The organism is Nonomuraea sp. NPDC049624 (assembly GCF_040675255.1).
In the GTDB taxonomy this organism is placed as follows: Bacteria; Actinomycetota; Actinomycetes; order Streptosporangiales; family Streptosporangiaceae; genus Nonomuraea.
Map to the genome: position 1 here is coordinate 564,514 of NZ_JBFAOR010000003.1, position 22,974 is coordinate 587,487.

The window sequence follows — 22,974 nt, forward strand, 5'->3', positions numbered from 1 at the left end:
TGGACGAGGGGCAGGGAGGCGAGTCGTGGGGCCCGAACGGGGACAGGTGCGCGTGTTGTCGCCCGACGGCGCGCTCTGGGGGGCGGGCGTGCTCACCATGGTGGGCGCGGCCGGTCTGCACGTCGTCACCTGCGCCCACGTGGTCACCGCCGCGGGCGGCGAACCGCCTGGCGAGGTGACGGTCGACCTGTACGGCCGGGGCTGGACCACCGTGGCCCGGTCGTCGCCGGAGGCGTGGTCGGCCCCGCCCCCGCTGCAGGAGTCCCCGTCCGGCCTCTCCCTGGACGGCGACGGCGACTTCGCCGCGCTGACCCTGCGCGCGGGGCACCCGCCGCTGCCACGCGGATGCGGCCCCCTGCCGCTGCTGCCCTGCGGCCCTCCCGACGGACGCAGGGTGGCGATCATCGGCTACCCCCGCGGCACGATGTCCGGCCTGATCGCCACCGCCGTCCTGGTCGGCACCGGCGGCCCCTGCCCCGACTGGGTCCAGCTCGACGGGCTGCGGCCCACCGGCCCCACCGTCGAGCGCGGCTTCAGCGGCGCCGCGGTGTGGGATCCCGCGGCCCGGCGGGTGATCGGGCTGGTCACCGCCGCGCACACCGACCGGGCGGCCAAGGTCGCGTGGATGCTGCCCGTGGAGGCCGCGGTGCGGCTCTGGCCGCCGCTGGCCGCCGCCGTCCGCAGCGCCGCTCCCGCCGCGTGCCGCCCGCCGTCCCCGCAGGACCGCTACCGCCTCGCCGACGCCCTGCTGGAGGTGCCGCAGATCGATCACGACGCGGGCGACATGCTCAGGGAGGCGCTGCCCGCGGCCATCCGCCGCGACGTCCGCAGGCACCCGTGGCCGCGTCAGCAGGTTCAGGCCATCGTGCAGGCGTGCGTCGACCACCAGGACGGCTGCGCGGCGCTGCGCGCGGCGGTGCTGCACGTGGGCGGCGAGTCGGACTCGGCGCTGAGGTCCCTGGGAGTGCTCGACGAGGTGTGCTGTTCCGGCGGCCCCCGACCGGAGGAGGACGCATGAGGGTGGCCACGCGAGTCCTCCCGCGCTACCTGGTCGACGCGGTGGCCGATGTCAGCTGTCTACGGGATGCGGAGACGCTGCGGAACATCGTCGAGAGCCTCGGCGCCGACCGCACCCGCGCAAGCTTCGACGTCGCGGGCGGCGTCTCCCTGCGCGGCGTGATCATCAAGCTGATGAACGAGCTGTCCGAGCAGCCGACCGGCCTGGCCATGCTGGTGGAGGCGCTGGAGCGGTGGGAGGGCGGTTCCGCGGCCATCCGGCGGCTCAGGGTGGCCACCGCCGCCTGGGAGGTCGAGCTGCTGGAGAACGAGGAGTGGGACCAGCTCTTCACGCTGCTCGACCGGGTGCGCATCCCCGATCTCCACCGCCAGTACTGCCTGTTCCTCCAGAGGTGCGGGCTGCCCCTGCCGCCCGTGCGGTGCACCGAGCCCTGGACGGTGTTCCTGCACGCGGCCACCCTGAACGCCCGCCCCGGTTCGGCCCTGCCCTGCTTCGACGTGCTGCGCGACCTGCTGGCGATGGGCGCGGAGGCCGACAGCCAGCTGGAGATCCTCGACTGGGCCGCGGAGCACGACCCCCATGCGCCTCTCGGCGACGAGCCGGTGGCCGGCGACGAACCGGTGGTCAAGGGAAGCGTCTGGAGCCCTTCTGACTACCTCATCATCAGGGTCCGTCCGCTGCTGGAACGAGGCGAGGGCAGCGACGCGATCCTGTCCCACTGGCAGCGTACCCATCCGGGCGGGCAGATCCGGGGCGCGGACCGCCGCGTCTCGCTGAGGCACGCCGAGAAGGAGGTGCGGACACTGATCAGGCAGATCGAGTCCGACCTGGCCCACCGTTCCACGTCCGACCTGGCACTGGAGTTCGTGCTGCCGCGCGACCTGCTGCACCTGCGGGTGGAGCAGTGGAGGAAGGAGTCCTTCCAGGGAGCCGTCGGCGTCCTGGGGGAGGATCACGAGGTCGTCGTGCGCAGCATGGAGCGGCTGGAGCGGCTCGACCTGCACGGCCGGTGGATGAGGCGGTGGAAGGCGTTCTCGGAGGAGCGGGCCGGGCGCGTCCACTGGTTCCCCGAGGACGGCCGCCCCCACCTGCTCTCCGATCCGCCGCCCGCCGTCGTCGTCCTCAGCGTCGCGCCCGGCGAGGTCACCGGGAGACCGGCGGCGGAGGGGCCGGCGCTGGACGAACTGGGCGAGGCCCTGCGCGTGGGCGTCCCCGTGATCGTCTGGGCGCGGACCGGGGCCGACAGCGCGACGTTCCGGGCCGCACTCAGATCGCTGCTGGAGCACCGTGAGGGTACTCGCGACCTGCCGAGTCTTGTCAAGGCGCTACGGATAGCGTCCAATGGGCCGCAAACGCACGATGACGCGCTGATCGGCCGGCACGTCGCTCTGCTGTGGGACGACCCGACCCGGATGCCGGTCGCCTCCGGAGCGGGGGGTCCGTCCGACTCTTCAGAGGTGGAGGGCGCATGATCCACCCCGACACCCCGTCCGGAGCCGCCGACGCCCTCGGCGTACGCCCCCGCTGGTGGATCTACCGCGGCACGGGCGAGCCGCTGCGCGACACCCGGCTGGGCGAGTTGCTGCCGCCGCCGCCTCCCTGGCGCACCTTCGCCGGCGGCGACGTGCTGCAGCCGCCTCCGGAGGACGACGCGGAGATCGTGCGCCGGCTGGGCACGCGATGGCCCGAACGCATCCTGTCCGACGCGGTGCGGCACGAGGCGGAGATGGTCAACGCCGCGCTGCTGCTGCGCCGGCCGTTGCTCGTCAGCGGGCGTCCCGGCACCGGGAAGTCCAGCCTCGCCTACCGGATCAGCCGCGAGTTACGCCTCGGCCGGGTGCTGCGCTGGCACATCACCAGCCGCTCGACCCTGCAGGGCGGGCTCTACGCCTACGACGCGATCGGCCGCGTCCAGGACACCGCCGCGTGGCGGGCCGGGACGGCCGACGACCGCGACGGCGGCGGCGAGGCCCTGCTGCCGCCACCGGAGATCGGCGAGTACATCCAGCTCGGCCCCTTGGGGACCGCCCTGCTGCCCTACGCCGAGCCGCGCGTGCTGCTGATCGACGAGCTGGACAAGAGCGACCTCGATCTCGCCAACGACCTGCTCAGCGTCTTCGAGGAGGGGGCGTACGCGATCCCCGAGCTGCTGCGGGCGCGGCGCAGGCATCCCACGGTGCGCGTCCGCACGGACGACCCGGACGGCGAGGCCGACATCTCCGGCGGGCGCATCACGTGCAAGGCGTTCCCCATCGTCATCATGACGTCCAACAGCGAACGCGAGTTCCCGCCCGCGTTCCTGCGCCGGTGCCTGCTGCTCGATCTGCACGAACCCACCCGCGAGGACCTGGCCGGGATGCTCGCGGCGCACTTCGGGCCGGAGACGGCCGACGAGCTGGGCGGCATGCTGATCTCCCGCTTCCTGGAGCGCAGCAGGGAGCGCGGGGGCCTGTCCATCGACCAGTTGCTGAACGCCCTGTTCCTGGCGACCTCGCGGCGCGACGGCAAACAGGACGACATCGTCCACATGGCGGACTCGTTGTGGCACCGATTGGACGGGCGGGCGTGGGAATGAGGTCACGATGACCCCGTCAGCCGATCAACCACCCGACCGTCGTGGTTGGAGCTCCGGGACGCGCTGTATCTGGCCGCCTACCAGGACGCCGCCGCGCCCAGCCGCCGCCGGGACGTCCCGGCGCCCCGCCGTCCGGACCCGGCGCCCGACGGCGGCGCGAGCACCCCGCCGGCCGGGAAACCCCGGGACGAGGCCGCAGGGGAGGACCCGCCCCGCGTTCCCTCCCCCACGACGCCCGGCGACGACGCCGCGGAGGAGACCCGGGAGCCCGGCACGGACGACCCGCCGTACGAAACCCCGCTCGGACAGGGCGCCGGGCCCGACCGGACGCCGCCCCGGCGCTCCACGGGCGGCCGGACCGCGTTGCCGGGGGGCCACGCGCTGGGGCTGGCCTTCAAGCCGTTGAGGTTGTCGCGCCCCTCTCCCCACGACTGGGAGCTCGACGAGGAGGCGACGGCGGAACGCGTCGCCGCCGACCGGTTGTGGCTGCCGGCGTGCCGGCCCGCCGCCGACCGGCTGCTGTCCCTCGTGCTCGTCGTGGACGCCCACCCCTCGATGGTGCTCTGGGAGGACCTGGTCCGACAGTTCCGCGGGCTGATGGAGCAGACGGCGGCCTTCCGCCACATCACCGCGATCTCCCTCGACATCGCGGAGGCCGGCGCCCGGGCGCGGCGGCGCGGCGGCCCGCCGCGCGGTGTCGGCGAGCTGGGGCCGAACCAGCTCGTGCTGGTGCTCACCGACGGCCTGTCCAGAGGCTGGCGCACCGGGGACGCCGCGGCCTTCCTCCATTCCGTCGCGGTGACCTCGCCGGCGGCCGCGCTCAGCCTGATGCCGCAGGAGGTGTGGGAGTTCACCTTCCCCACCGCCGTGGGGGCCGGGCTGGACGCCCACGGCCCGGCACTGCCCAACCGTCTGCTCAAGATACGCGAGATCAGGGCCTTCTCCTCGTGGCTGAGCGAGCCGTCCAGGGTGCCGCCGCACGCCCCCGTGCCCGTGCCGCTGATGGAGCTGACGCCCGGCTCGCTCGGCCGCTGGTCGAAGCTGGTGGGCAAGGGCGGCCGCCATGACATGGCCGTGCTGCTCACCTCCCCCCAGGGCGACCTGAACGGACGCGCCGGCCCGCACGATCCGGTCGCCGCGCCCGTGCACGGCGACGCCCGCCAGGTGGTCGAACGGTTCATGTCGCGGGCCACCCCCGCGGCGGCCGGACTGGCCAAGAGGCTGGCCGCGGCCCCGCTCAACCTGTTCGTCCTCCGTGTGATCCAGGCCATGAGCCCGCATGCCCAGCTCTGGAACCTCGCGGAGATCATGCTGTTCGGCCTGCTCCGCCGGTCCGGCCGGGACGCGGACATGGAGGACGCCGGACAGGTGACCTTCGACTTTCCCGAGGGGGTCCGCGAGGAGCTGCTCGGGAAGAGCACGCGGGCGGAGACGCTCAGCGTGCTCAAGGAGGTGTCGCGATGTCTGGGGCCACGCCTGGAGGCGCTGATCGCCAACGGGGCCGCCCTGGTCGCCTGGCAGACCGACGCCCCCGACCCGCCCGTCACCGGGAGGACCCAGCCCTTCATCCGGACGCTCTGGACGGCTCTTTCGGCGCTGTCCGGACCCTACCTGGCCCGGGCCAACCGTCTGCGCGGCCTCCTGGCCGAGGAGCGAGCGCGGGCGGAACCGGTACCGGATGAAGACGGGCTGCCCGCGATGGCTACGGTAGGTAATAGTTCAGATACTCTTAGTCCTAGCTCTTCTCCGTCTGATCAAGGAGAGCTATCTCCGGCTTCCCTGGGAGGTCTTGTGTCTGGTTCATCCAAGATTGCGTCGCCGGTTCATCACGAAGAATCCCAACAAGGGCCGCGGCGGATCGGTTCTAATCTGCCCTTGCGCAATCGCAACTTCACCGGCCGGGAAGAGTTGCTCACCGAACTCGGGCGGCGGCTCGCCAGTGAGGCGACCACCGCGGTCCTGCCCGAGGCGCTGCACGGCATGGGCGGCGTGGGGAAGTCTCAGATCGCCATCGAATACGTATACAGAAACAGCAAAGATTACCAGCTCATCTGGTGGATTCCCGCGGAACAGACAAACTCGATAGTACAGTCCCTAATCGAGCTCGGTGAGCAAATGGGACTGCAGGCGGGAGCCGACCGCAGTGCCGTTCCGGCGGTGCTGGAAGCCTTGCGGGTGGGCCGGCCCTACTCCAACTGGCTTCTGGTCTTTGACAACGCCGAGAATCCGGGCGAGGTCAGGAAATTCTTTCCCAACGACGGACCCGGGCGTGTGATGGTAACCTCTCGTAACTCTCAATGGTCGACCATGGCCAGCTCTCTTGAGGTTGATGTTTTCTCCCGGTCGGAGAGCATCTCGCTTATCAAGCGGCGCAGCCCGCAGATTCCGCACGAAGCGGCCGACAGTTTGGCAGAGGCCCTGGGAGACCTTCCACTGGCCGTCGAACAGGCCGCGGTGTGGCTGGCCGAGACGGGGATGCCCGCGCACCAATATCTCGAACTCTTCGAGACCAAATGCGCCGAGCTGCTGGAGGTGGCCCCGCCGGCCGACTACGACCTGCCGGTCGCGGCGGCCTGGAACGTCTCCCTCGACCGGCTGCGGGAGGATTATCCGGCGGCGCTGCAACTGCTGCAGTGCTGCGCGTTCTTCGCGCCCGAGCCGATCGACCGCGACTTCTTCTCGGCCGTCCGCGGGATCAGCGCTCCGCCGGCGCTGCGGGCCGCGCTCGACGACCCGATCAAGCTCTCCCAGGCCGTCCGCGAGATCGGCCGTTACGCCCTGGCCCGCATCGACCATCGCAATTCCACCATCCAGGTGCACCGCCTGGTGCAGCGCGTGCTCATCGAGCAGATGAACCCGCAGGAACGCGCGGAGATGCGGCACTGCGCCCACGAGATCCTGGCCAACGCCGACCCCAGGAACCCGCAGCGGCCGAGCGAATGGGCCCGGTACTCCGCGTTGCTGCCGCACGTGCGGGCCACCACCATGGTGGAGTGCGAGGACCCCTGGACCCGCCAGCTCGTCCTCAACGAGGCCCGCTTCCTGCTGGCCCGCAGCGACTACGCCGAGGCGCTCGAACTGGCCGAGGAGGCCGCCAGGATCTGGCGGCGGGTGCTCGGCGACGACCACGAGCACGTGATCCAGGTCGACCAGGTGCGCGCCGAGGCGCTGCGCTGGCAGGGCCGCCACGGCGACGCCTACAAGCTCCAGTCGGAACTGGTCGAGCGCTGCCGCCGGGTGCTGGGCGAGCGCAACGAGAACACCCAGCGCGCGCTGAGCGTGCTGGCGATCCTGCTGCGCCTGCGCGGCGACTTCTACCGGGCCCGCGAGCTCGACCAGGCCGCCTACGAGACCACGCTGCGCGAGTTCGACGCCGACGACCCCGGCACCCTGCAGGCGGCTCACAACTACGCCGTCAGCCTGCGTCTGGCCGGTGACTTCGAGGAGGCCTACCGGCTGGACGAGGACACCCACCAGCGGCTCGTCGAGGTGCTCGGCGACGACCACCGGCAGACGCTCAACAGCCTGCACTCCCTCCACATCGACCAGCAGGAGCTCGGCCGCTTCCAGGCGGCGCTGGAAGGACAGGAGAAGCTGCGTGACCGGGCAGTGCGGCTGCTGGGCGAAGACCACTCGCTGACCATCTGGGTCGCCCGCGAGCTCTCGGTGACGCGACGCAAGACGGGCGACCACCAAGGCGCGTTCGAGCTCTCGCTCCAGGTGCTCGAACTCCTGCAGCAGGTGCAGGGAGGCAGGTCGCTCGACACGGTCCGGGCGGCCCTGAACCATGCCACCGACCTGCGCCAGACCGGCGACCTCGCGGGGGCGGCCGAGCTCGGCCGGGAGACGATGGAGCAGTGCGGCGCGCTGCTCGGCCCCCGGCACCCCCACACGTTCGCCACCCAGACGAACCTCGCCGTGACGCTGCGGCTGCTCGGCCGGCTCGACGAGGCGTTCGAGCTGGACAGCACGGCCGTCGAGGGCCTCGGCGAGGTCCTGAGGGCCGACCATCCGCGCACCTTGCTGGCCCGGACCAACCTGGCCAGCGACCATTTCGCGATGGGCCGCTTCCAGGAGGCCTACGACATCGACACCGAGGTTCTGGAACTGAGCACCCGCGCGCGGGGGGAGCGGCACTCCGCGACCCTGGCCGTCATGGCCAACCTGGGCCTGGACATGCAGAGCCTCGGCCTGACCAACGAGGCCAAGGAACTGCAGAGCAAGACGCTGAGGTTGTTCCACAAGGTCCACGGCGCGGAACACCCCGCCACGGTCGACATGGAGAACGGCGTCAGGGCCAACTGCGACATCGACCTGCTCAGCATCTGAGGCGGTCGTGGCCCGCGGCTCATGAGCCGAGCCATTCGGCCAGTTCCTCGGGCCCGGGCGGCTGCACGCCGCGGCGCAGCAGCGCGGCGTGCAGCGCCAGGACCAGTTCCGGGCGTTCCACCAGGAGCGACGTTCGCGAGTCCGCCGCCAGGCCCAGCCCGATCCAGGCTTCCGGGCTCGGCGTCGAGCGGCGGTAGAGGTGCCGGGCCTTGGCGGTGTCCTGCGACACCAGCGCCGCGTCGGCGGGGGTGGCGTCGGTTATCCCGAAGGGGCTGGTCGCGCCCGTCTCCAGCGCGGCGCACGCCTGCTTGAACGCCTGCTGGTCCGTGCACCGCAACCGGGCCAGCCAGATCCGCGCGTTGCCCGGCAGGCTCGGGCGGCTCGCGCCCATGCGCACACCGGGCAGTGCCGGCGGGGACAGGCCGGCCGACCAGCGGCGGGCCAACTCGTCGGCGTCGCCCGGCCGCACCACCAGGTGGGCCGCTCGCCAGCCGGCCACCAGGTCGCGGCAGCACAACTCCGCCAGCCGGGCGCCAGGGCCGTTCACCTGCTCGGCCCACAGCGGGCGGGCCGCGTCCGCGAGCGCGGTGACGATGCGGCCGCCTGCCTCGGTCAGGCCGGTGGCCCCGCCCAGCGCGGCCAGTGCCGTGCGCAGCTGCCAGCGGTGGAAGGCGAACTCGAAGTCGGCGCGGTCGCCGTCCTGCTTCCGCCGGGCCTGCCAGAAGGCGGTGACGCCGGCGAAGGCGTGCGCGCCGTAGAGCAATCCCCGCAGCGGGCGTGGGTCCCCTCGCCAGGGGGCGAAATAGGTCGGCTCGGGGCCTTCGGGGGCGGGAGCGAGCAGCGGCATCAGCTCGTCGACGGTGCTGAGGAGCTGGTGCCGCACCTCGTGCACCAGCGTGACGGCGAGCGAGGCGGCGTCGGCCGGCAGCGACATCGTGACCGCCCCGTAGGCGTCCGGCACCGTCGCGCTGACCACGCGCAGCGTGCTGGGCCCGTCGACGGGCACCAGGGAGCGCACGGTCGCCGTCACCGCCCGGTACGCGCCGGGATGGCGCTCCTTCAGCAGCTCGACGGCCGCCCGCAGCAGGTCGCGCCAGCGGCCGAGGTCCTCGGCGGCCAGCGGGGCCGGGTCGTGCAGGCCCCGGAAGTCGCGGTGGGGGGAGAGATGGTCGAGGGCCACGCGGCGCCCGCCGTCCGCCGGTTCGGCCACCGGCAGCGGTGACCAGCCCTCCACCGGACGGGACATGTCGTCGGGCAACCGCAGCGATCCGCTGTCGCCGAAGACGACCGTGCCGTGCGCGCGGCTCTCCACGCCCACGACCGGCCATTCGCCACGTCCCACCGCCCCCGTGAGGCCCAGGGAGGGCAGCCAGAGCCGTCCTCTCCTGGCCGGGACCCGTAAGGAGCAGCGCATGCCCGCGCGAACGGCCGCGGCGGCGGCCATCGAGCCGAACAGTCTCGCGCAGGCCCCCGCGACGGTCTCCGCCGGACCGGGCACGGAGCCCTGCGCGACCGTCCGCAGCAGGTGGAAGGCGCAGGCGCCGACGGCGGGGTCGCGCAGCACCTCCTCCACGGCCTCCGGCGAGCTGCGTTGCGCTGCCGTCAGCACCGACCAGGACACGGTCAGCGGGGTGGGCGGAATGTCGTCACGCCGCGGCCTGGGCTGGGCGGCATGACCGAGCTTCAGCAGGGCCGCGAGCGCCGTGAGCAGCCGGCTGCGCTGCGCGGATTCGAGCACGGCCAGATCGGCTGCGCTCACGTCGCCGGTGGCCACGGCCACGAGTGTGGGAATCGGAACCCGGTAGGGCTCAGGTCTGATCAAGAGCGGTGATGGCCGTGCTCGGCACCGTCACGGGCACGGTTCCGCACAGGGCCGCCATACCGCTCTCGCACAACGGGGTCGCGTGGTCGGTCAGCCGGCCGCACAGGGTGGCGATGGCTCCCTCCAGCCCACTGATCTCTCGCAAGGCGTCCAGAGGCACCTGCGTCAGGTCGATGAGGTGCGACTCCAAGCAGGCATTGGTCTCCGTCGCAAAGGTCATGAATCCATGGTGACTCACGTCTCAACGCCGGGGAAGCCTTCGCGTCACGGAACTTGCGCCGTCCGGCGGTCAGGCCGGACGGCGGGCGCGGTTCAGCACGAGGACGCCGAGGACGACGGCGGCCAGGCCGAGGATCAGGTCCAGGTAGCCGCCGACGATGCCGTAGCCGGTGCCCGGACCGCCCTTGGCGGCGCCGATGACCCAGCCGCCGATGACGATGCTGGTCACCCCCGCGACCAGGGCGACGACGGCCCCGCGCTTCCCGGTAGCGGCCACGGTCCCGGCCACGGTCCCGGTGCCCGTGCCGGTGCCGGTGCCGGTACCAGTGCCGGGGGTGGCGCGGCGGCGGAGGCGGCCGGTGGAGCGGGCCAGGGCCAGGCCGCCGGCGGCGACGCCGGCCAGGCCCAGCCCGGCGGCGATCAGGGACCACATCCGGCCGGTGGTCATGGCGTACGCGGCGACGGGGTCGGCCTGGGCCGCGAGCAGGTGGTCGATGAACATGGCTGGGTTCCCTTCGGCTGGACGTCAACGTGGAAGAGCATGACCGCCGGGCCCGCCGCCGGTCGTCCGGCGGGAGCGGGCTTGTCGGGGTGCCGCCGGCGCCGCAGCCGGCTACCGCACGGGCGGCAGGCGGGCGCGGACGTACCGCGTCCGCGGTAGGCGGCGGGTGATCCTCCGGCCGGAGTCGTACGGCCGGACATGCGGCTATGGTGCGCGTATGAGCACAAGGCGGCTCGGCGTCGGGGCCGGGGTGATCGACTGGCTGATCGCGGCCGGCGTGGCGGCGGCGCTGGTGGTCACCGGGTTGTCCGGCCAGCCGTCCGCCACCCGTCTCGCGCCGCTCGGCTACGCGCTGCTGGCGGCGGGCGGACTGGCGCTGGTCGCGCGCCGCCGGGCGCCGGTGCCCGTCCTGGCCGTGACGGGGTTGTGCGCGGTGGGGTACCAGGCGGCCGGGTTCGACGTGCCGGCGGTGGCGTACCTGTTCGCGGTGTACGCGGCGATGCGGGCCGGGCGACGGCTGGTCACCGTGGCCGCGAGTGTGATCGTGCTGGCCCTGCTGCCCCTGGCCGCGATGGCCTCCGGTCTGCACGACACGGGCGAGGCGTTCGCGCAGGCCAGGGGCGCGCTGGAGCTGGCCTGGCTGGTCGCGGCCGGCGCCGCCGGTGAGGCGTTGCGGCAGGCGGAGGGACGGGCGGAGGAGGCCGAGCGCACCCGGGAGGAGACCGCGCGGCGGCGTGCCGACGAGGAGCGGCTGCGCATCGCGCGGGACCTGCACGATTCGCTCACCCACCAGATCTCGGTCATCAAGGTGCAGGCCGAGGTGGCCGTGCACGTGGCCCGCAGGAAGGGGGAGCAGGTGCCGCAGGCGCTGCTGGTGATCCAGGAGGCCGGACGCGAGGCGACCAGGGAGCTGCGCGCGACCCTGGAGGCGCTGCGCGACGACACGACTGCGCCGCACGGCCTCGACCGGGTCCCCGAGCTGCTGGAACGGGCCCGGACCACCGGCCTCGACGCGACGCTGACGATCGAGGGACAACGACGGGACGTCCCGGCCGCGGTGGACCGGACCGCGTACCGGATCGTCCAGGAGTCCCTGACCAACATCGCCCGGCACGCCGCCGCCGCGACCGCGCAGGTCCGCATCGACTACCGTCCCGACGCGCTGGCGATCCGCGTGGACGACGACGGCACGGCCACGCCGGACGCCGCCCCCGTGCCCGGCGTGGGCCTGATCGGGATGCGGGAACGCGTCACCGCGCTCGGCGGCAGCCTGCGGGCGGCGCCGCGCGGCGCGGGCGGCTTCACCGTCCAGGCCGAGCTGCCGATGGACCGCACGCCGTGATCCGGGTCCTGCTGGTGGACGACCAGCCGCTGCTGCGCGGCGGGTTCCGCGCGCTGCTCGACCTGGAGGACGACATCGAGGTGGTCGCCGAGGCCGCCGACGGGGCGCAGGGCCTGGCCCTGGCCAGGGAGCACCTGCCGGACGTCGCGCTCATCGACATCCAGATGCCGGTCGTGGACGGCATCGAGGCGACCCGCCGCATCGCCGCCGACCCGGCGCTGGCCGGCGTGCGCGTCGTCATCCTGACCAACTACGGCCTGGACGAGTACGTCTTCAACGCGCTGCGCGCCGGCGCGGCCGGGTTCCTCGTCAAGGACGTCGTGCCGGAGGACTTCCTGCACGCCGTGCGCGTCGCGGCCCGCGGTGACGCGCTGCTCGCGCCGTCGATCACCCGCATGCTGATCGACCGGTACGTCACCCGGCCGCCCGCCGCCACCGCCGGCGAGGAGCTGCGGGAGCTGACCAACCGCGAGCGCGAGGCCGTCGCCCTGGTCGCGCGCGGGCTGTCCAACGACGAGATCGCCGCCCACATGGCGATCAGCTCGATGACCGCCAAGACCCACGTCAACCGGGCGATGGCCAAGCTGCGCGTGCGCGACCGCGCCCAGCTCGTGGTCCTGGCCTACGAGTCGGGCCTGGTGACGCCGCGCACCGCGTGACGCGCCGGGAGTCACCGGTTCAGGGGCGCTCGCGCACCACCGCGACGGTGCAGCGCGCGTGGTGCAGGACGCCGCGCATGACCGAGCCGAGCACGAACGAGCCCAGCCCGCTCCTGCCCTGCGAGCCGAGCACCAGCAGGCCGGCCCGGTCGCCCGCGGCGACGAGCGTCTTGACGGGGTGGCCGCACTGGACGTCGGCGATCACCCTGACGCCGGGATGGCGGTCCTGCCACGGGGTGAGCTGCTCCCTGGTGACGCGCAGGTGGCTCTCCCGAAGAGCCTCGATGTCGCAGGAGAAGTCGGGCGCCAGCGCGAACGGCAGCGGCCAGGCGTGCACCGCACGCAGACCGACGCCGCGCAGCTCGGCCTGCCGGAAGGCGTAGTCGAGGGCCGGCTCGCAGGCGGGGGAGCCGTCCACGCCGACGACGACCTCGTCGTGGGAGGCGGCGTCCCCGTCCCGGACGACGACCACCGGGCCGGGCGCCTGACCGGCCACGCTCATGCTGACCGAGCCGAGCACGGCGCCGGCGAAGCCGCCCGCCCCCTTGCGCCCCACCACCAGCTCGGCGGCCTCGGCCGCCTGCTCCCGCAGGACGACCGACGCCTTCCCGGCCATGACCCGGGTGCTCACCTCGACCGTGGGCCGACGTTCGCCGGCGATCTGCTGCGCCTCGGCCAGGATCCCCCGCGCGCGTTCGGTCATCGAGCTCTCCCACTCGACGGCGGCGATCTGCGGCACCTGGTACGGCCAGGTCTCCACCACGGACACGATCCGCAGCGCGGCCCCCGCCCGCAAGGCGTCGTCGGCAGCCCACGCCACGGCGTCGAACCCGGACGGCGATCCGTCGACACCCACCACGACCAGCTCAGACATCGCTCTTACCTCCCTTACTCATTCAGCCGTCCGGGAGGTGAGCGGACAGGATCGCCAGCCCCAAAACTTGGAGAAATCTGGCGGCGAAGGCGATCCGGGACGGCTCCGCACGGCTTCCGGCCCGCGAACTTGGGCTTTCTTCGCCCGCTCCTGACTTTGGGCAGGCCGGGGCCGAGGAAGATCCACGGCCGGGAGGCAGCATGCCGGGACGCATCATGGTCGGCGTGGACGGGTCCGCGCCGTCGGACGCCGCGTTGGGCTGGGCCGCCGACGACGCGGCGCGTACGGGGGCGGAGTTGCACATCGTGCACGCCCTGGACCGCCAGCCGTACAGCGTCGGCAGGTTTCCCGACTTCGGGCAGTGGAACAACCTGCTGCTGGCGGCGTCCAGGGTGCTGGAGCGGGCCGAGGCGGCCGTCCGGGCGCGGCAGCCGTCCGTGCCGGTGCACGCCGAGATCGTGGAGGGGACGCCCGCGGCCGTCCTGCAGGATCAGGCGCGGCGGGCGGACGAGCTGGTCATCGGCAACCGGGGGCTGGGCGGGTTCGCCGGCGCGCTGCTGGGGTCGGTGACCATGCAGGTGGCCGGTCAGGTGCGGTGCGCCGTGGTGGTGGTGCGCGCGGACCCGCCGGAGCGGGTCGGCGAGATCGGCGTCGGGATCGACGACTCCGACGTCTGCGAGCCGGCCATCGGCTACGCCTTCGAGCAGGCGAGGCTGCGCGGCGCCCGGCTGCGATTGATCCACGCCTGGCAGGTTCCGGTGCACGCCTTCGCCCCGGAGATCGCCTACGACGTGGACGAGGTCCGCGCCGCCCAGCGCGAGGTGGTCCGGACCAGGACGGCCGGATGGCGGGAGCGGCATCCCGAGGTGACGGTCGTGGAGGACGTGCAGAGCGCGCACCCGGTCGAGGCGCTCGCCGGCGCGCCCTGCGACCTGCTGGTGGTCGGCTCCCGCGGCCGGGGCGCGTTCGGCTCGCTGCTGCTCGGCTCGGTCAGCCGAGGGGTGCTGCACCACGCCCGCTGCCCGGTCGCGGTGATCCGCCCCGCCGACGACCCCGGGACCAGCCCGTCGCGGTGACGGAGCTCGGGGTGGTCAGGGGCTGCGTCGCCGTCCCCAGTCCTCGCCGGCCCGTGCCCACTGGACCTCCCACTCCCGGTACCGCCGCCGATCCGTCCAGCACCGGAACGCCGCGAACCCGCCCGCGGCGGCCAGGGCGATCACCGACATGAGCAGGAGGCCGGTCACCACGCCTCTCGTCCGCAGGACCGTACGGGGGGTGGGCGGCGGCACGGGCCGGCCGGCGGCGTCGATCCACAACGGGACCGTCGAACCGGCCCTGGCCACGCCGGGGACCGGCACCTGCCCGCTGCGCGCCGCGCCCGAGGACGTGGTCCAGCTCGCCATCGCCCGCTGCTCGCCCACCGGCATCTCGGTGAGGGCGACGCGGGCGGCCGGCGCGTCGGCCAGCAGCGTCGCCCTGACCTGGTGCCGCCCCACGGCGTGCGCGCTCTCCTCGTGCAGCGCGCCCTCGTAGGCCAGCCGGCCCACGAGGACGGCGGGCCAGACGCCCGCCAGCACCACGAGCCCGGTCACCAGCACGGCGAGCGCCTCCAGCCGGTCGGAACGGCGGCGCAGGGGATTGCCGTCGGGACGGTACAGGCGTACGCGCCGGGCCAGCAGGTCGATCAACGCTTTCAACGGGCACCTCCTTGAAGCACTGTGCGGGTGCCCCGGCGGGGGGCGGCAGGGGCGGGCGGCTCTTGACGGGAGGACCTTCGTCCCGCGTCGTCAGGACGGACCGGGGCGGCCCCGCGTTCGGCTCACGGAGGACAAGGCGTGGTCACCCCGCCATCATGAACGAACCAAGAGATCAACATGGCCGTTCTCCTGGGAAGACGTGCCAAGAGACACCCCGGCCGGCCTCAGCCGGGCTCCAGCGAACGGGGGATCGAGTCCGACGGCCCGGCGGGATGCCCGGTACGCCCCGCCGCGTCATAGATCTTGACCCACCGGATGGCCGGGAACTGCTTGAGCGTCGGCCTGATCTGGTCGGCGACGGTGAAGGCCGATCCGCCGCCGTCGACCGGGCCGGTCAGGTGGACCCTGGCGATCCCGTCCGCGACGGTCAGCCTGCCGAAGCCGGTGGCCCCGGAGCTGACGAAGCGCAGGCCGCGCGCCCGCTCGGCCTCGGTCGGGCCGGCGAACAGCCGTTGCAGCGCGCCGTAGGCGGTCGCCGGCGCGGCCACCGGGCGGGTCACCGCCGCCGTGCGCGGGCTCCGGCTGCCGGCGTCGAGGAAGTGGTCGCGTACGGGCACGGTCCGGTAGGACGTGGTGAGGTCGACGACGACCCGGCTCGGCCGGGTGAGCGTGCGCACCTGGTAGGGCACGCGTCTGGCCAGGCCGACGCCGAAGGTGAGCGTGGCCTCGAAGTCGCCGGTGTTGACGACCTGGACGACGCCGGGCAGCGCGTAGGTCCGGCGGGTGGGGCCGTAGGTGACCCGGCCCCGGCGGTCGTGGCCGTCGGCCTGGTCGAAGCGGACCTGGAGGAGGGCGTCGCCGACCGCGCCGACCGTGCGTCCGGAGCCGTCGGCGATCAGCCGGGAGACGTAGCGCACGTCGTGCCGGGCCGGGACCGGGCCGCGGAACTCGAAGACCAGCCGGTCCAGGCCGGGCAGGTGCGCGGCCCGGATGCCGACCAGGACGGGGACGGCGGCCTGCCGCGCGGCCAGCGCGGGTGAGCCCGGCACGCCGGTGACGGTCACCGCCATGGCGACGGCGAGGAGGGAACGGATCGGGACCATGGTCATCATCTCTTTCCCGTGAACGATCCTGGTCCCAGACTGACGCGCGCGACCGCTGGGCGACACCGCCGGACGTCCTGAACTCCGTGGCCTTCCGGCTTCTAGAATCCGCGGGCATGGGGACTGACAGGCTGCGCCGCAAACCGTACGAGAAGGAACTTCTCCGCCTCCAGGCGGAGCTGGTGGAGGTGCAGGAGTGGGTGCGGGCCGAGGGGCGGCGCGTCGTGGTGATCTTCGAGGGACGCGACGCCGCGGGCAAGGGCAGCACGATCAAGCGGGTCGCCGAGTACCTGAACCCGCGCGTCGCCAGGATCGCGGCGCTGCCCGTCCCGACCGACCGGCAGCGGTCGCAGTGGTACTTCCAGCGGTACGTCGAGCACCTGCCGGCCGCGGGGGAGATCGTGCTGTTCGACCGGAGCTGGTACAACCGGGCCGGGGTCGAGCGGGTGATGGGGTTCTGCACGCAGGAGGAGTACACGCGCTTCCTGCACCAGTGCCCGATCTTCGAGAGGCTGCTGGTCGAGGACGGGATCCTGCTGCGCAAGTACTGGTTCTCGGTGAGCGACGCCGAGCAGGAGCGGCGCTTCCGCGACCGGCTGGCGGACCCGATGCGCCGGTGGAAGTTGTCGGCGATGGACCTGGAGTCGATCACCAGGTGGGAGGAGTACTCCCGGGCCAAGGACGAGATGCTGGTGCACACCGACATCCCCGAGGCGCCCTGGTACGAGGTGGAGAGCGAGGACAAACGGCGGGCCAGGATCAACATGATCGCGCACCTGCTGTCCACGATCCCCTACCGGCGGGTCGAGCGGGCGCCGCTGGAGATCCCGCCGCGACCGCCCGCCACCGGCTACCGGCGTCCGCCGCGCCGCCCCGGAGGGTACGTCCCCGACGTCACGGCCGGCCTCTGAGCTCGGGGCGCCCGTCCGGGGGGCTCCGCGCCGATCAAGGAAATCCGGCGTACCGGACTTGATCCTCCCTTGTGGGGGAAAAGATGATTGTCTTTGCTTGTGTCCGGTGATCTGCTCGACGTCGTCCTGGTCGTTCTGGTGGTCGGGTTCGGCGTGGCGGGCTTCCGGCAGGGGTTCGTCGTCGGGGTGACGAGCTCGATCGGGTTCGTCGCCGGATGCGTGCTGGGCATCGCCGTCGCCCCCGCCGTGACGAACGCGCTCGTGACCGGCGACATCGCCCAGACGGCCCTCGCGGTCGTCATCGTGTTCCTGGTCGCGCTGGCCGGCCAGTTCGCCGCGTCCACGCTGGGGGTGCGGTTACGCACGTACCTGCGCGGCGAACCGGCCCGGATCCTGGACTCCCTGGGCGGCGGGCTGGTCAACGCCACGTTCGTGCTGCTGGTCGCCTGGCTCCTGGGCAGCCTGCTGGTGTCCGGCCCGTGGACGCTGGTGGTGGAGCAGATCCGCGGCTCGGCGCTGCTGTCCACGCTCGACGGGGCGGCGCCCGAGGCGGCGCGGAACTGGCAGCGGCCCTTCAAGCGGTTCATCGACCGGTCCGACTTCCCGCCGGTGCTCGACACGATCGCCGGGATGAGCCCCGTCCGGGTGCCGCCGCCGGACGTGGCCGTGCTGCGCAGCCCGGCGCTGCGGCAGGCCAGGGCGGGCATCCTGCAGGTCCAGGGGACGGCCTCCTCCTGCGGCAAGCGCATCACCGGCACCGGCTTCACGTACGCGCCCGACCACATCATGACCAACGCCCACGTCGTGGCCGGGGTGGACACGGACCTGCAGGTGGTCGACCACCAGCAGCGGCCGCACCCGGCGCAGGTCGTCTGGTACAACCCCCGCCGGGACGTCGCGGTCCTGTACGTCCCCGGCCTCGGGCTGCCCGCGCTCTCCTTCGACACCCGGGCCAGGGAGGGCCAGGACGCGCTGGTCGCCGGCTACCCGAACGGCGGCGGCTTCACCCCGGAGCCCGCCCGCGTCGCCGAGCGGCAGCGGGCCGGCAGCCCCGACATCTACCACGCCTCGCAGGTGACCAGGGACGTCTACCTGGTCCGGGGCAAGATCCAGCAGGGCAACTCCGGCGGCCCGCTGCTGGCCGTGGACGGCCGCGTGCTGGGCGTGATCTTCGCCGCCGTCGCCGGCCAGGTGGAGACCGGCTACGCGCTGACCGCCGGCGAGGTCGCGCCCGACGCCCGCCAGGCGGCCACGGCCACGACCCCCGTCAGCACCCAGACCTGCGACTGACCCCCGCCCGCCCGCGGCGACGGCGCTCAGCCCGCCGGCGGGAGCGGGTCGAAGGCGTGCCCGGCCCACAACCGGCGCGACGCCTCCTCCGGGTACGCCGCCGTGCCCGGCTCGGCGTCGATGATCCAGGTCAGCCGCTCGCGCGGCTCGTACGCCGGCCAGCCCGGGTCGCCGGTCGCGGCGAAGGCGGTCCACGCCGCCCGCACCCGGGCCGACAGCTCGGCGGCCTCCGGTGGCGGCTCCTGGCCGAGCATCAGCCCGGCCACGCCCGCCGTCAGGTTGCCGAACGTCAGCGGCAGGCCCAGCCCGTGGCAGGCGCCGAGCGTCCCGCCCATTCCGGGGGCCGGCCAGGTCAGCTCGTACAGGTGGGCCCGGCCGTGCCCGCCGTGGGCCTCGGCCAGCCGTAGGGACGGCATCCGGAACAGCCAGTCGGAGTGGACCAGCTCGTACAGCCGCTCGTCGCCGGCCTCCGGATGGGCGGCCCGGTAGGCCGCCGGGTCGGGGGCCAGCGCCCCCAGCGCGGCGGCCGCCTGCTCGGCGGTGACCTGGCCGAGCTCGCCGCCGAGCGCCATGAACAGCCGGTACTCGTCGCGGTTGTGCCCCACGAGCAGGTCCACCCCGCCTGCCGGTGACCGCCAGGGCGTCGCGGACAGCACCTCGCCGTCCACGACCGGCGCGAACGGCGTGCGGACGTGCGCGGCCAGGCCCCAGCGCGGGCTGCCGCCCATCCCGGCCGCCACCGCGTCGCCGGCCTCGATCAGCCGTTCCGGCGGCAGGCGCGCCAGCTGGCCCGCGTGCGGGGCCGCCCCCAGCTCGGCGGCCACCGCGGCGGCGAGATCGGCGGCCAGCTCGGGGGTGAAGAACAGGCCCGGCACGCTCTGCGCGATCGCCCGGTGGAACAGGCCGGCCGCGGCGGGCATCGTCATCAGCGCCGCGATGCTCCCGGCTCCGGCGGACTCGCCGAAGACGGTGACCCGGTCGGGGTCGCCGCCGAAGGCCGCCGCGTTCTCGCGCACCCAGCGCAGGGCGGCCACCTGGTCCAGCAGGCCGCGGTTGGCGGGCGCGCCGCGGAAGTGCCCGAAGCCCTCGGCGGAGACCCGGTAGTTGACGGTGACCACGACGACGCCGTCCCGGGCGAGCACGCCGCCGTCGAAGAGCGGGTCGCCGGACCAGCCGTACATGTAGCCGCCGCCGTGGATCCACACCATCACCGGCAGCCGGGCCGCGCCCAGGTCGGGGGTCCACACGTTGGCCGTCAGCCAGTTCCCGTCCGGGCCGGCGCCGCCGGGGGCGCCCAGCAGCCTGGACTGCGGCGGCGGCGGGCCGAACGCGGCGGCCTCGCGCACGCCGTCCCACGCCTCGGGCGGCGCCGGGGCGGCCAGCCGCAGGGCGCCCACCGGCGGGCGTGCGTAGGGCACGCCGCGGAAGACGGCCACGCCGCCCTCGATCCGGCCGCGCAGCCGGCCCGTACGCACGGTGACCTGCGGATGAGCGGTTCCGGCGGCGCTCATGGCATGCTCCTCGTCCGGGGGACGGCTCCGACGGCCGTGCGCGGCCATCCTCACCCCGGACGCGGGCCGGCCGCATCCCGTTTTCGACGGCCGCGCCACGGTGCGCAGGCATGGGACGGCCCGGTGCGGGTATGCGGTGCGGATCTCCCGCCCCGGAAGGAGCCGCCGGAATGTCTGACCGCATCGCCGATCCGTGGGGTTCGCGCACGCCGTACGGGCCACGCGAGGACGGCAGCGCCGAGAGCTGGCCGGTCCGGGTGGACGCCTGCCTGGAGGAGGGACTGACCGAGCAGGACGTCGAGTCGTGGGCCCAGTCGGCGTCCGTCCTGCACTCCAACGGCGACGCGATGGACATCGCGGTCAAGGACGGACGCATCGTCGGCGTGCGCGGCCGTGCCGTGGCCCGGTCGAAGGAGCTGCTGCGCGGCCCCGGCGGATGGGGGCACGCCCCGGCGGTCAGCCGTCGAAGACGATCAGCTGGCGCAGGGCGGCGCCGTCGGCGAGCTGGTCCATCGCCTCGTTGACGGCCGCCAGGCCGATCCGGGCCGAGACCAGCCGCTCCACCGGCAGCCGGCCCTCGCGCCACATCCGCGCGAACACCGGGATGTCGCGGGCGGGCAGCGCCGAGCCCAGGTAGCTGCCGATGATGCTGCGCCCGCCGGCCACCAGGGCGAGCGGCGAGATCGAGGCGCGGGCGCCGGGCGCGGGCAGGCCCACGCTGACGGTGCGGCCGCCGGGGGCCGTCGCGGTCACCGCGGTCTCGAACGCCCGCGCGCTGCCCGCCGCCTCCACCACGACGTCCGCCTGGCATGGCAGGTCGTCCGGGCCGTACACCTCGTGCGCGCCCAGCTCGCGGGCGGTGGCGAGCTTGGCCGGGTTGGCGTCCACGCCGATCACCCGGACGTCGTCGAGGGCCAGCGCGGTGAGCAGCGCCGCCATGCCGACGCCGCCCAGCCCGACGACCGTGACCGTCTGCCCGGGGCGCGGCCGGCCGGCGTTGAGCACGGCGCCGCCGCCGGTCAGCACGGCGCAGCCGAGCAGGGCGGCGACCTCGGCCGGCACGTCGGGATCGACCGGGACGACCGAGCGCCGGTCGACCACCACGTGCGTGGCGAAGGCCGACACCCCGAGGTGGTGCAGCACCGGGGCGCCGTCCCTGTGCTGGCGGACCGCGCCGCTCAGCAGGGTGCCGTCGTTGTTGGCGGCGCTGCCCGGCACACAGGGCGTCACGCCCTCGGTGGCGCAGCCGGCGCAGCCGCCGCACCTGGGCAGGAAGGTCATCACGACGCGCCGCCCGGGGGCGAGGTCGTCGACGCCGGGGCCGGTCCGCTCCACCACGCCCGCCGCCTCGTGGCCGAGCAGCATGGGCACGGGACGCACCCGGTTGCCGTCCACCACCGACAGGTCGGAGTGGCACACGCCGGCCACCTCCACCCGCACCAGCAGCTCGCCCGGCCCCGGCGGATCGAGTTCGAGGTCGCAGACCGTCAGCGGCCGCGACCGCGCGTAGGGCCGGGACCGGCCGATCTCCTCCAGGACCGCGCCGCGAATGCGCATCAGTTCGCCCTTCTTCGTGTCGAGAGGTTGGCCAGCAGCACCCCGCAGCCGCCCAGGACGAGCCCGGCCACGGCGAGCGGGGGCAGCGGCTGCCCGGCCAGCGACCAGGCCAGGACGGCGGTCACGGCCGGGGTCAGGAAGAACACCGTGCTCACCCGGCTGGCGGGGGAGCGCAGCAACATCCGGTTGAGCAGGATGAACGCCGCGATGGAGTTGACCAGCGCCATCCAGCCGACCGACAGCCCGAACGCCGTCCAGTCCGACACCCGGACCGGGCCGAGCGCCAGGCAGGCCAGCCCGGCGGCGGGGGCGCTGACCAGCAGCTGCACCGCGGTGCCGCTCAGCGCGTCCATGCGGGGGGCGTAGCGCTGCTGGTAGAGGGTGCCCGCGCTGAGCCCGGCCAGCCCGAGCAGGCACAGCGCGACCCCGGAGGCGGACAGGCTGATCCGGTCGGCCACCGCCAGGACCACCCCGGCCAGGCCGAGCGCGAACCCGGCCCACTGCCCGGCGCCGACCCGCTCGCCCAGCACCCGGCCGACCAGCAGGATGACCACCGGGTTGAGCCCCTGCACGAGGGACACGACTGCGGCCGGCAGCCCTTCGCCGAGCGCGCTGTAGAAGGCGCCGAACTGCACGGCCTGGATCAGCAGCCCGGCCACGGCCACGTGCGCCAGATCCCGCCCCCGGGGCCACGGCACCCGCCTGACCAGCGCGTACGCCCCCAGCAGCACCCCGGCGACGGCGAACCTGCCGAACATCAGCAACAACGGCGGCGCCGCTCTGACCCCCGGGATGCCCGCGATGAACGCGCTGCTCCACAGGACGACGAACACCCCGGGCGCCACCGGCCACCGCCTCCCGGCGCGCCGGACGGGCGCCGCAGGGGCGGCGGTCTCCCGCACGCGGGCAGGCGTCATCGCAAGGTCCTTCCGGATGAAGACGGATCAGGAGGCGCGCAGGGCCGAGCGGCGCAGCCCCCACAGCTCCTCGTCGGAGGTGCACACGCCGACGGCCCCGTGCCGCAGCGCCTCCACCACGTCGTCCGCGCTCTGCACGAACCCCGCGGCCAGGCACGGCACGCCGACCGCCCGCACCTGCCGCTCGACGTGCCGCAACACCATGGCCGGCATGAGCTGCACCAGGTCGGGCCGCGACCGGGTGATGGACTGCAGGCTGCGCCGCAGGTTCGACCGGTCGGTGACGAACACCTTCTGCATGGTCAGCAGCCCGAGCCCGGTGGCCCGCTCGATCATCGCCTGCCGCGTGGAGACGACCCCGACCGCGCCGATGCCCTGCAGGTACGCCAGCGCCCCGGGATCGTGCCCCAGGCCGGGGGTGGAGTCGATGTTGACGAACCCGATCTTCCGGGCGTCCACCGTGCGCTGGACCGTGGCCGCCAGGTCGCCGAGCGGGATCGAGGCCAGGATGCCGATCGGCGTGGGGGAGGAGGTGAACCGCTCGACCATCTCCACCCCCACCAGCGACGCGGCGACGGGATGCTCGGCCAGCGCGGCGAGCAGACGCTGATCCAGCGGGGCCTTGTGTCGAGAGTTCACCGCATCCAC

Annotated in this window: 20 protein-coding genes; 10 read left to right on the forward strand and 10 right to left on the reverse strand. The window is 74.0% G+C overall.

Annotation, left to right across the window (positions count from 1 at the left end; translation table 11 throughout):
• Nucleotides 1-25: 25 nt before the first annotated feature.
• Genes AB0J76_RS13990 through fxsT form a run of 4 tightly spaced genes read left to right on the forward strand, consistent with a single transcriptional unit; the run spans nt 26 to nt 7,922 of the window.
• Nucleotides 26-1,018, forward strand: a complete 993-nt coding sequence (locus tag AB0J76_RS13990) for a trypsin-like peptidase domain-containing protein (RefSeq protein WP_352327228.1) — start codon at nt 26-28, stop codon at nt 1,016-1,018.
• Nucleotides 1,015-2,490: a hypothetical protein gene (locus AB0J76_RS13995; RefSeq protein ID WP_352327227.1), complete on the forward strand. Its 1,476-nt coding sequence runs from the start codon at nt 1,015-1,017 to the stop codon at nt 2,488-2,490. The genes AB0J76_RS13990 and AB0J76_RS13995 overlap by 4 nt, the downstream gene beginning before the upstream one ends.
• Nucleotides 2,487-3,593: an AAA family ATPase gene (locus tag AB0J76_RS14000; RefSeq protein ID WP_352327226.1), complete on the forward strand. Its 1,107-nt coding sequence runs from the start codon at nt 2,487-2,489 to the stop codon at nt 3,591-3,593. Before AB0J76_RS13995 ends, AB0J76_RS14000 begins: the two co-directional genes overlap by 4 nt.
• Nucleotides 3,594-3,638: 45 nt before the next feature.
• The gene (gene fxsT, locus AB0J76_RS14005; protein ID WP_364389574.1) at nt 3,639-7,922 is read left to right on the forward strand and encodes an FxSxx-COOH system tetratricopeptide repeat protein; all 4,284 of its coding nucleotides are present in this window, start codon (nt 3,639-3,641) and stop codon (nt 7,920-7,922) included.
• A 19-nt stretch (nt 7,923-7,941) separates the two neighbouring features.
• Here fxsT and AB0J76_RS14010 read toward each other — a convergent pair whose 3' ends face one another.
• From AB0J76_RS14010 to AB0J76_RS14020, 3 genes are all read right to left on the reverse strand, one after another.
• Nucleotides 7,942-9,696, reverse strand: a complete 1,755-nt coding sequence (locus AB0J76_RS14010; RefSeq protein WP_364389576.1) for an HEXXH motif-containing putative peptide modification protein — start codon at nt 9,694-9,696, stop codon at nt 7,942-7,944.
• Nucleotides 9,697-9,730: 34 nt separating this feature from the next.
• Nucleotides 9,731-9,964, reverse strand: coding sequence for a hypothetical protein (locus AB0J76_RS14015; RefSeq protein WP_352327764.1), 234 nt, complete (start codon nt 9,962-9,964; stop codon nt 9,731-9,733).
• Nucleotides 9,965-10,033: 69 nt separating this feature from the next.
• Entirely contained in the window at nt 10,034-10,465 is a 432-nt protein-coding gene (locus tag AB0J76_RS14020; RefSeq protein ID WP_352327763.1) for a DUF6223 family protein, read from the reverse strand.
• A gap of 217 nt (nt 10,466-10,682) precedes the next feature.
• On the opposite strand from AB0J76_RS14020, the gene AB0J76_RS14025 reads away from it, so the two are divergent.
• Nucleotides 10,683-11,807, forward strand: a complete 1,125-nt coding sequence (locus tag AB0J76_RS14025; RefSeq protein WP_352327762.1) for a histidine kinase — start codon at nt 10,683-10,685, stop codon at nt 11,805-11,807.
• Nucleotides 11,804-12,466, forward strand: coding sequence for a response regulator transcription factor (locus tag AB0J76_RS14030; RefSeq protein ID WP_352327761.1), 663 nt, complete (start codon nt 11,804-11,806; stop codon nt 12,464-12,466). The genes AB0J76_RS14025 and AB0J76_RS14030 overlap by 4 nt, the downstream gene beginning before the upstream one ends.
• 19 nt (nt 12,467-12,485) lie before the next feature.
• Here AB0J76_RS14030 and AB0J76_RS14035 read toward each other — a convergent pair whose 3' ends face one another.
• Entirely contained in the window at nt 12,486-13,340 is an 855-nt protein-coding gene (locus AB0J76_RS14035; RefSeq protein WP_352327760.1) for a universal stress protein, read from the reverse strand.
• Between the two features lie 200 nt (nt 13,341-13,540).
• Here AB0J76_RS14035 and AB0J76_RS14040 point away from each other — a divergent pair, with 200 nt between their 5' ends.
• A complete protein-coding gene (locus AB0J76_RS14040) occupies nt 13,541-14,416 on the forward strand; it encodes a universal stress protein (RefSeq protein ID WP_352327759.1) in 876 nt (291 codons plus the stop codon).
• 15 nt (nt 14,417-14,431) lie between these two features.
• Here the strand turns inward: AB0J76_RS14040 and AB0J76_RS14045 are convergent, their stop codons facing one another.
• Together AB0J76_RS14045 and AB0J76_RS14050 are read right to left on the reverse strand one after the other, a co-directional pair.
• Nucleotides 14,432-15,037 carry a hypothetical protein gene (locus AB0J76_RS14045; RefSeq protein WP_352327758.1) on the reverse strand — a complete coding sequence of 202 codons (606 nt, stop codon included), beginning with the start codon at nt 15,035-15,037 and terminating at the stop codon, nt 14,432-14,434.
• Nucleotides 15,038-15,261: 224 nt separating this feature from the next.
• Nucleotides 15,262-16,140, reverse strand: a complete 879-nt coding sequence (locus AB0J76_RS14050; protein WP_352327757.1) for a hypothetical protein — start codon at nt 16,138-16,140, stop codon at nt 15,262-15,264.
• 116 nt (nt 16,141-16,256) lie between these two features.
• On the opposite strand from AB0J76_RS14050, the gene ppk2 reads away from it, so the two are divergent.
• Together ppk2 and AB0J76_RS14060 are read left to right on the forward strand one after the other, a co-directional pair.
• Nucleotides 16,257-17,051 (forward strand): polyphosphate kinase 2, encoded by a 795-nt coding sequence (gene ppk2 / locus AB0J76_RS14055; RefSeq protein ID WP_352327756.1) that lies wholly within the window; start codon nt 16,257-16,259, stop codon nt 17,049-17,051.
• Between the two features lie 99 nt (nt 17,052-17,150).
• Nucleotides 17,151-18,341, forward strand: a complete 1,191-nt coding sequence (locus tag AB0J76_RS14060) for a MarP family serine protease (protein WP_352327755.1) — start codon at nt 17,151-17,153, stop codon at nt 18,339-18,341.
• A gap of 26 nt (nt 18,342-18,367) precedes the next feature.
• Here AB0J76_RS14060 and AB0J76_RS14065 read toward each other — a convergent pair whose 3' ends face one another.
• On the reverse strand, nt 18,368-19,852 hold the full coding sequence (locus AB0J76_RS14065) for a carboxylesterase family protein (RefSeq protein ID WP_364389580.1): 1,485 nt from the start codon (nt 19,850-19,852) through the stop codon (nt 18,368-18,370).
• 170 nt (nt 19,853-20,022) lie between these two features.
• Here AB0J76_RS14065 and AB0J76_RS14070 point away from each other — a divergent pair, with 170 nt between their 5' ends.
• On the forward strand, nt 20,023-20,376 hold the full coding sequence (locus AB0J76_RS14070; protein WP_352329894.1) for a hypothetical protein: 354 nt from the start codon (nt 20,023-20,025) through the stop codon (nt 20,374-20,376).
• Here AB0J76_RS14070 and AB0J76_RS14075 read toward each other — a convergent pair.
• The 3 genes from AB0J76_RS14075 to AB0J76_RS14085 are packed head-to-tail and all read right to left on the reverse strand — an operon-like array spanning nt 20,309 to nt 22,965.
• The gene (locus tag AB0J76_RS14075; RefSeq protein WP_352329893.1) at nt 20,309-21,409 is read right to left on the reverse strand and encodes an alcohol dehydrogenase catalytic domain-containing protein; all 1,101 of its coding nucleotides are present in this window, start codon (nt 21,407-21,409) and stop codon (nt 20,309-20,311) included. The genes AB0J76_RS14070 and AB0J76_RS14075 overlap by 68 nt on opposite strands.
• On the reverse strand, nt 21,409-22,326 hold the full coding sequence (locus tag AB0J76_RS14080) for a DMT family transporter (RefSeq protein WP_352329891.1): 918 nt from the start codon (nt 22,324-22,326) through the stop codon (nt 21,409-21,411). Before AB0J76_RS14080 ends, AB0J76_RS14075 begins: the two co-directional genes overlap by 1 nt.
• Before the next feature lie 27 nt (nt 22,327-22,353).
• Nucleotides 22,354-22,965 carry a glycerol-3-phosphate responsive antiterminator gene (locus AB0J76_RS14085; RefSeq protein ID WP_352329889.1) on the reverse strand — a complete coding sequence of 204 codons (612 nt, stop codon included), beginning with the start codon at nt 22,963-22,965 and terminating at the stop codon, nt 22,354-22,356.
• Between the last annotated feature and the right edge of the window lie 9 nt (nt 22,966-22,974).

What these genes read in the sequence shown, in the direction of transcription:
- AB0J76_RS13995 (WP_352327227.1), top strand. Translation starts at nt 1,015, where the DNA reads ATGAGGGTGGCCACGCGAGTCCTCCCGCGCTACCTGGTCGACGCGGTG.
- AB0J76_RS14000 (WP_352327226.1), top strand. Translation starts at nt 2,487, where the DNA reads ATGATCCACCCCGACACCCCGTCCGGAGCCGCCGACGCCCTCGGCGTA.
- AB0J76_RS14015 (WP_352327764.1), bottom strand. Translation starts at nt 9,964, where the DNA reads ATGACCTTTGCGACGGAGACCAATGCCTGCTTGGAGTCGCACCTCATC.
- AB0J76_RS14020 (WP_352327763.1), bottom strand. Translation starts at nt 10,465, where the DNA reads ATGTTCATCGACCACCTGCTCGCGGCCCAGGCCGACCCCGTCGCCGCG.
- AB0J76_RS14025 (WP_352327762.1), top strand. Translation starts at nt 10,683, where the DNA reads ATGAGCACAAGGCGGCTCGGCGTCGGGGCCGGGGTGATCGACTGGCTG.
- AB0J76_RS14035 (WP_352327760.1), bottom strand. Translation starts at nt 13,340, where the DNA reads ATGTCTGAGCTGGTCGTGGTGGGTGTCGACGGATCGCCGTCCGGGTTC.
- AB0J76_RS14040 (WP_352327759.1), top strand. Translation starts at nt 13,541, where the DNA reads ATGCCGGGACGCATCATGGTCGGCGTGGACGGGTCCGCGCCGTCGGAC.
- AB0J76_RS14050 (WP_352327757.1), bottom strand. Translation starts at nt 16,140, where the DNA reads ATGGTCCCGATCCGTTCCCTCCTCGCCGTCGCCATGGCGGTGACCGTC.
- ppk2 (WP_352327756.1), top strand. Translation starts at nt 16,257, where the DNA reads ATGGGGACTGACAGGCTGCGCCGCAAACCGTACGAGAAGGAACTTCTC.
- AB0J76_RS14065 (WP_364389580.1), bottom strand. Translation starts at nt 19,852, where the DNA reads ATGAGCGCCGCCGGAACCGCTCATCCGCAGGTCACCGTGCGTACGGGC.
- AB0J76_RS14070 (WP_352329894.1), top strand. Translation starts at nt 20,023, where the DNA reads ATGTCTGACCGCATCGCCGATCCGTGGGGTTCGCGCACGCCGTACGGG.
- AB0J76_RS14075 (WP_352329893.1), bottom strand. Translation starts at nt 21,409, where the DNA reads ATGCGCATTCGCGGCGCGGTCCTGGAGGAGATCGGCCGGTCCCGGCCC.
- AB0J76_RS14080 (WP_352329891.1), bottom strand. Translation starts at nt 22,326, where the DNA reads ATGACGCCTGCCCGCGTGCGGGAGACCGCCGCCCCTGCGGCGCCCGTC.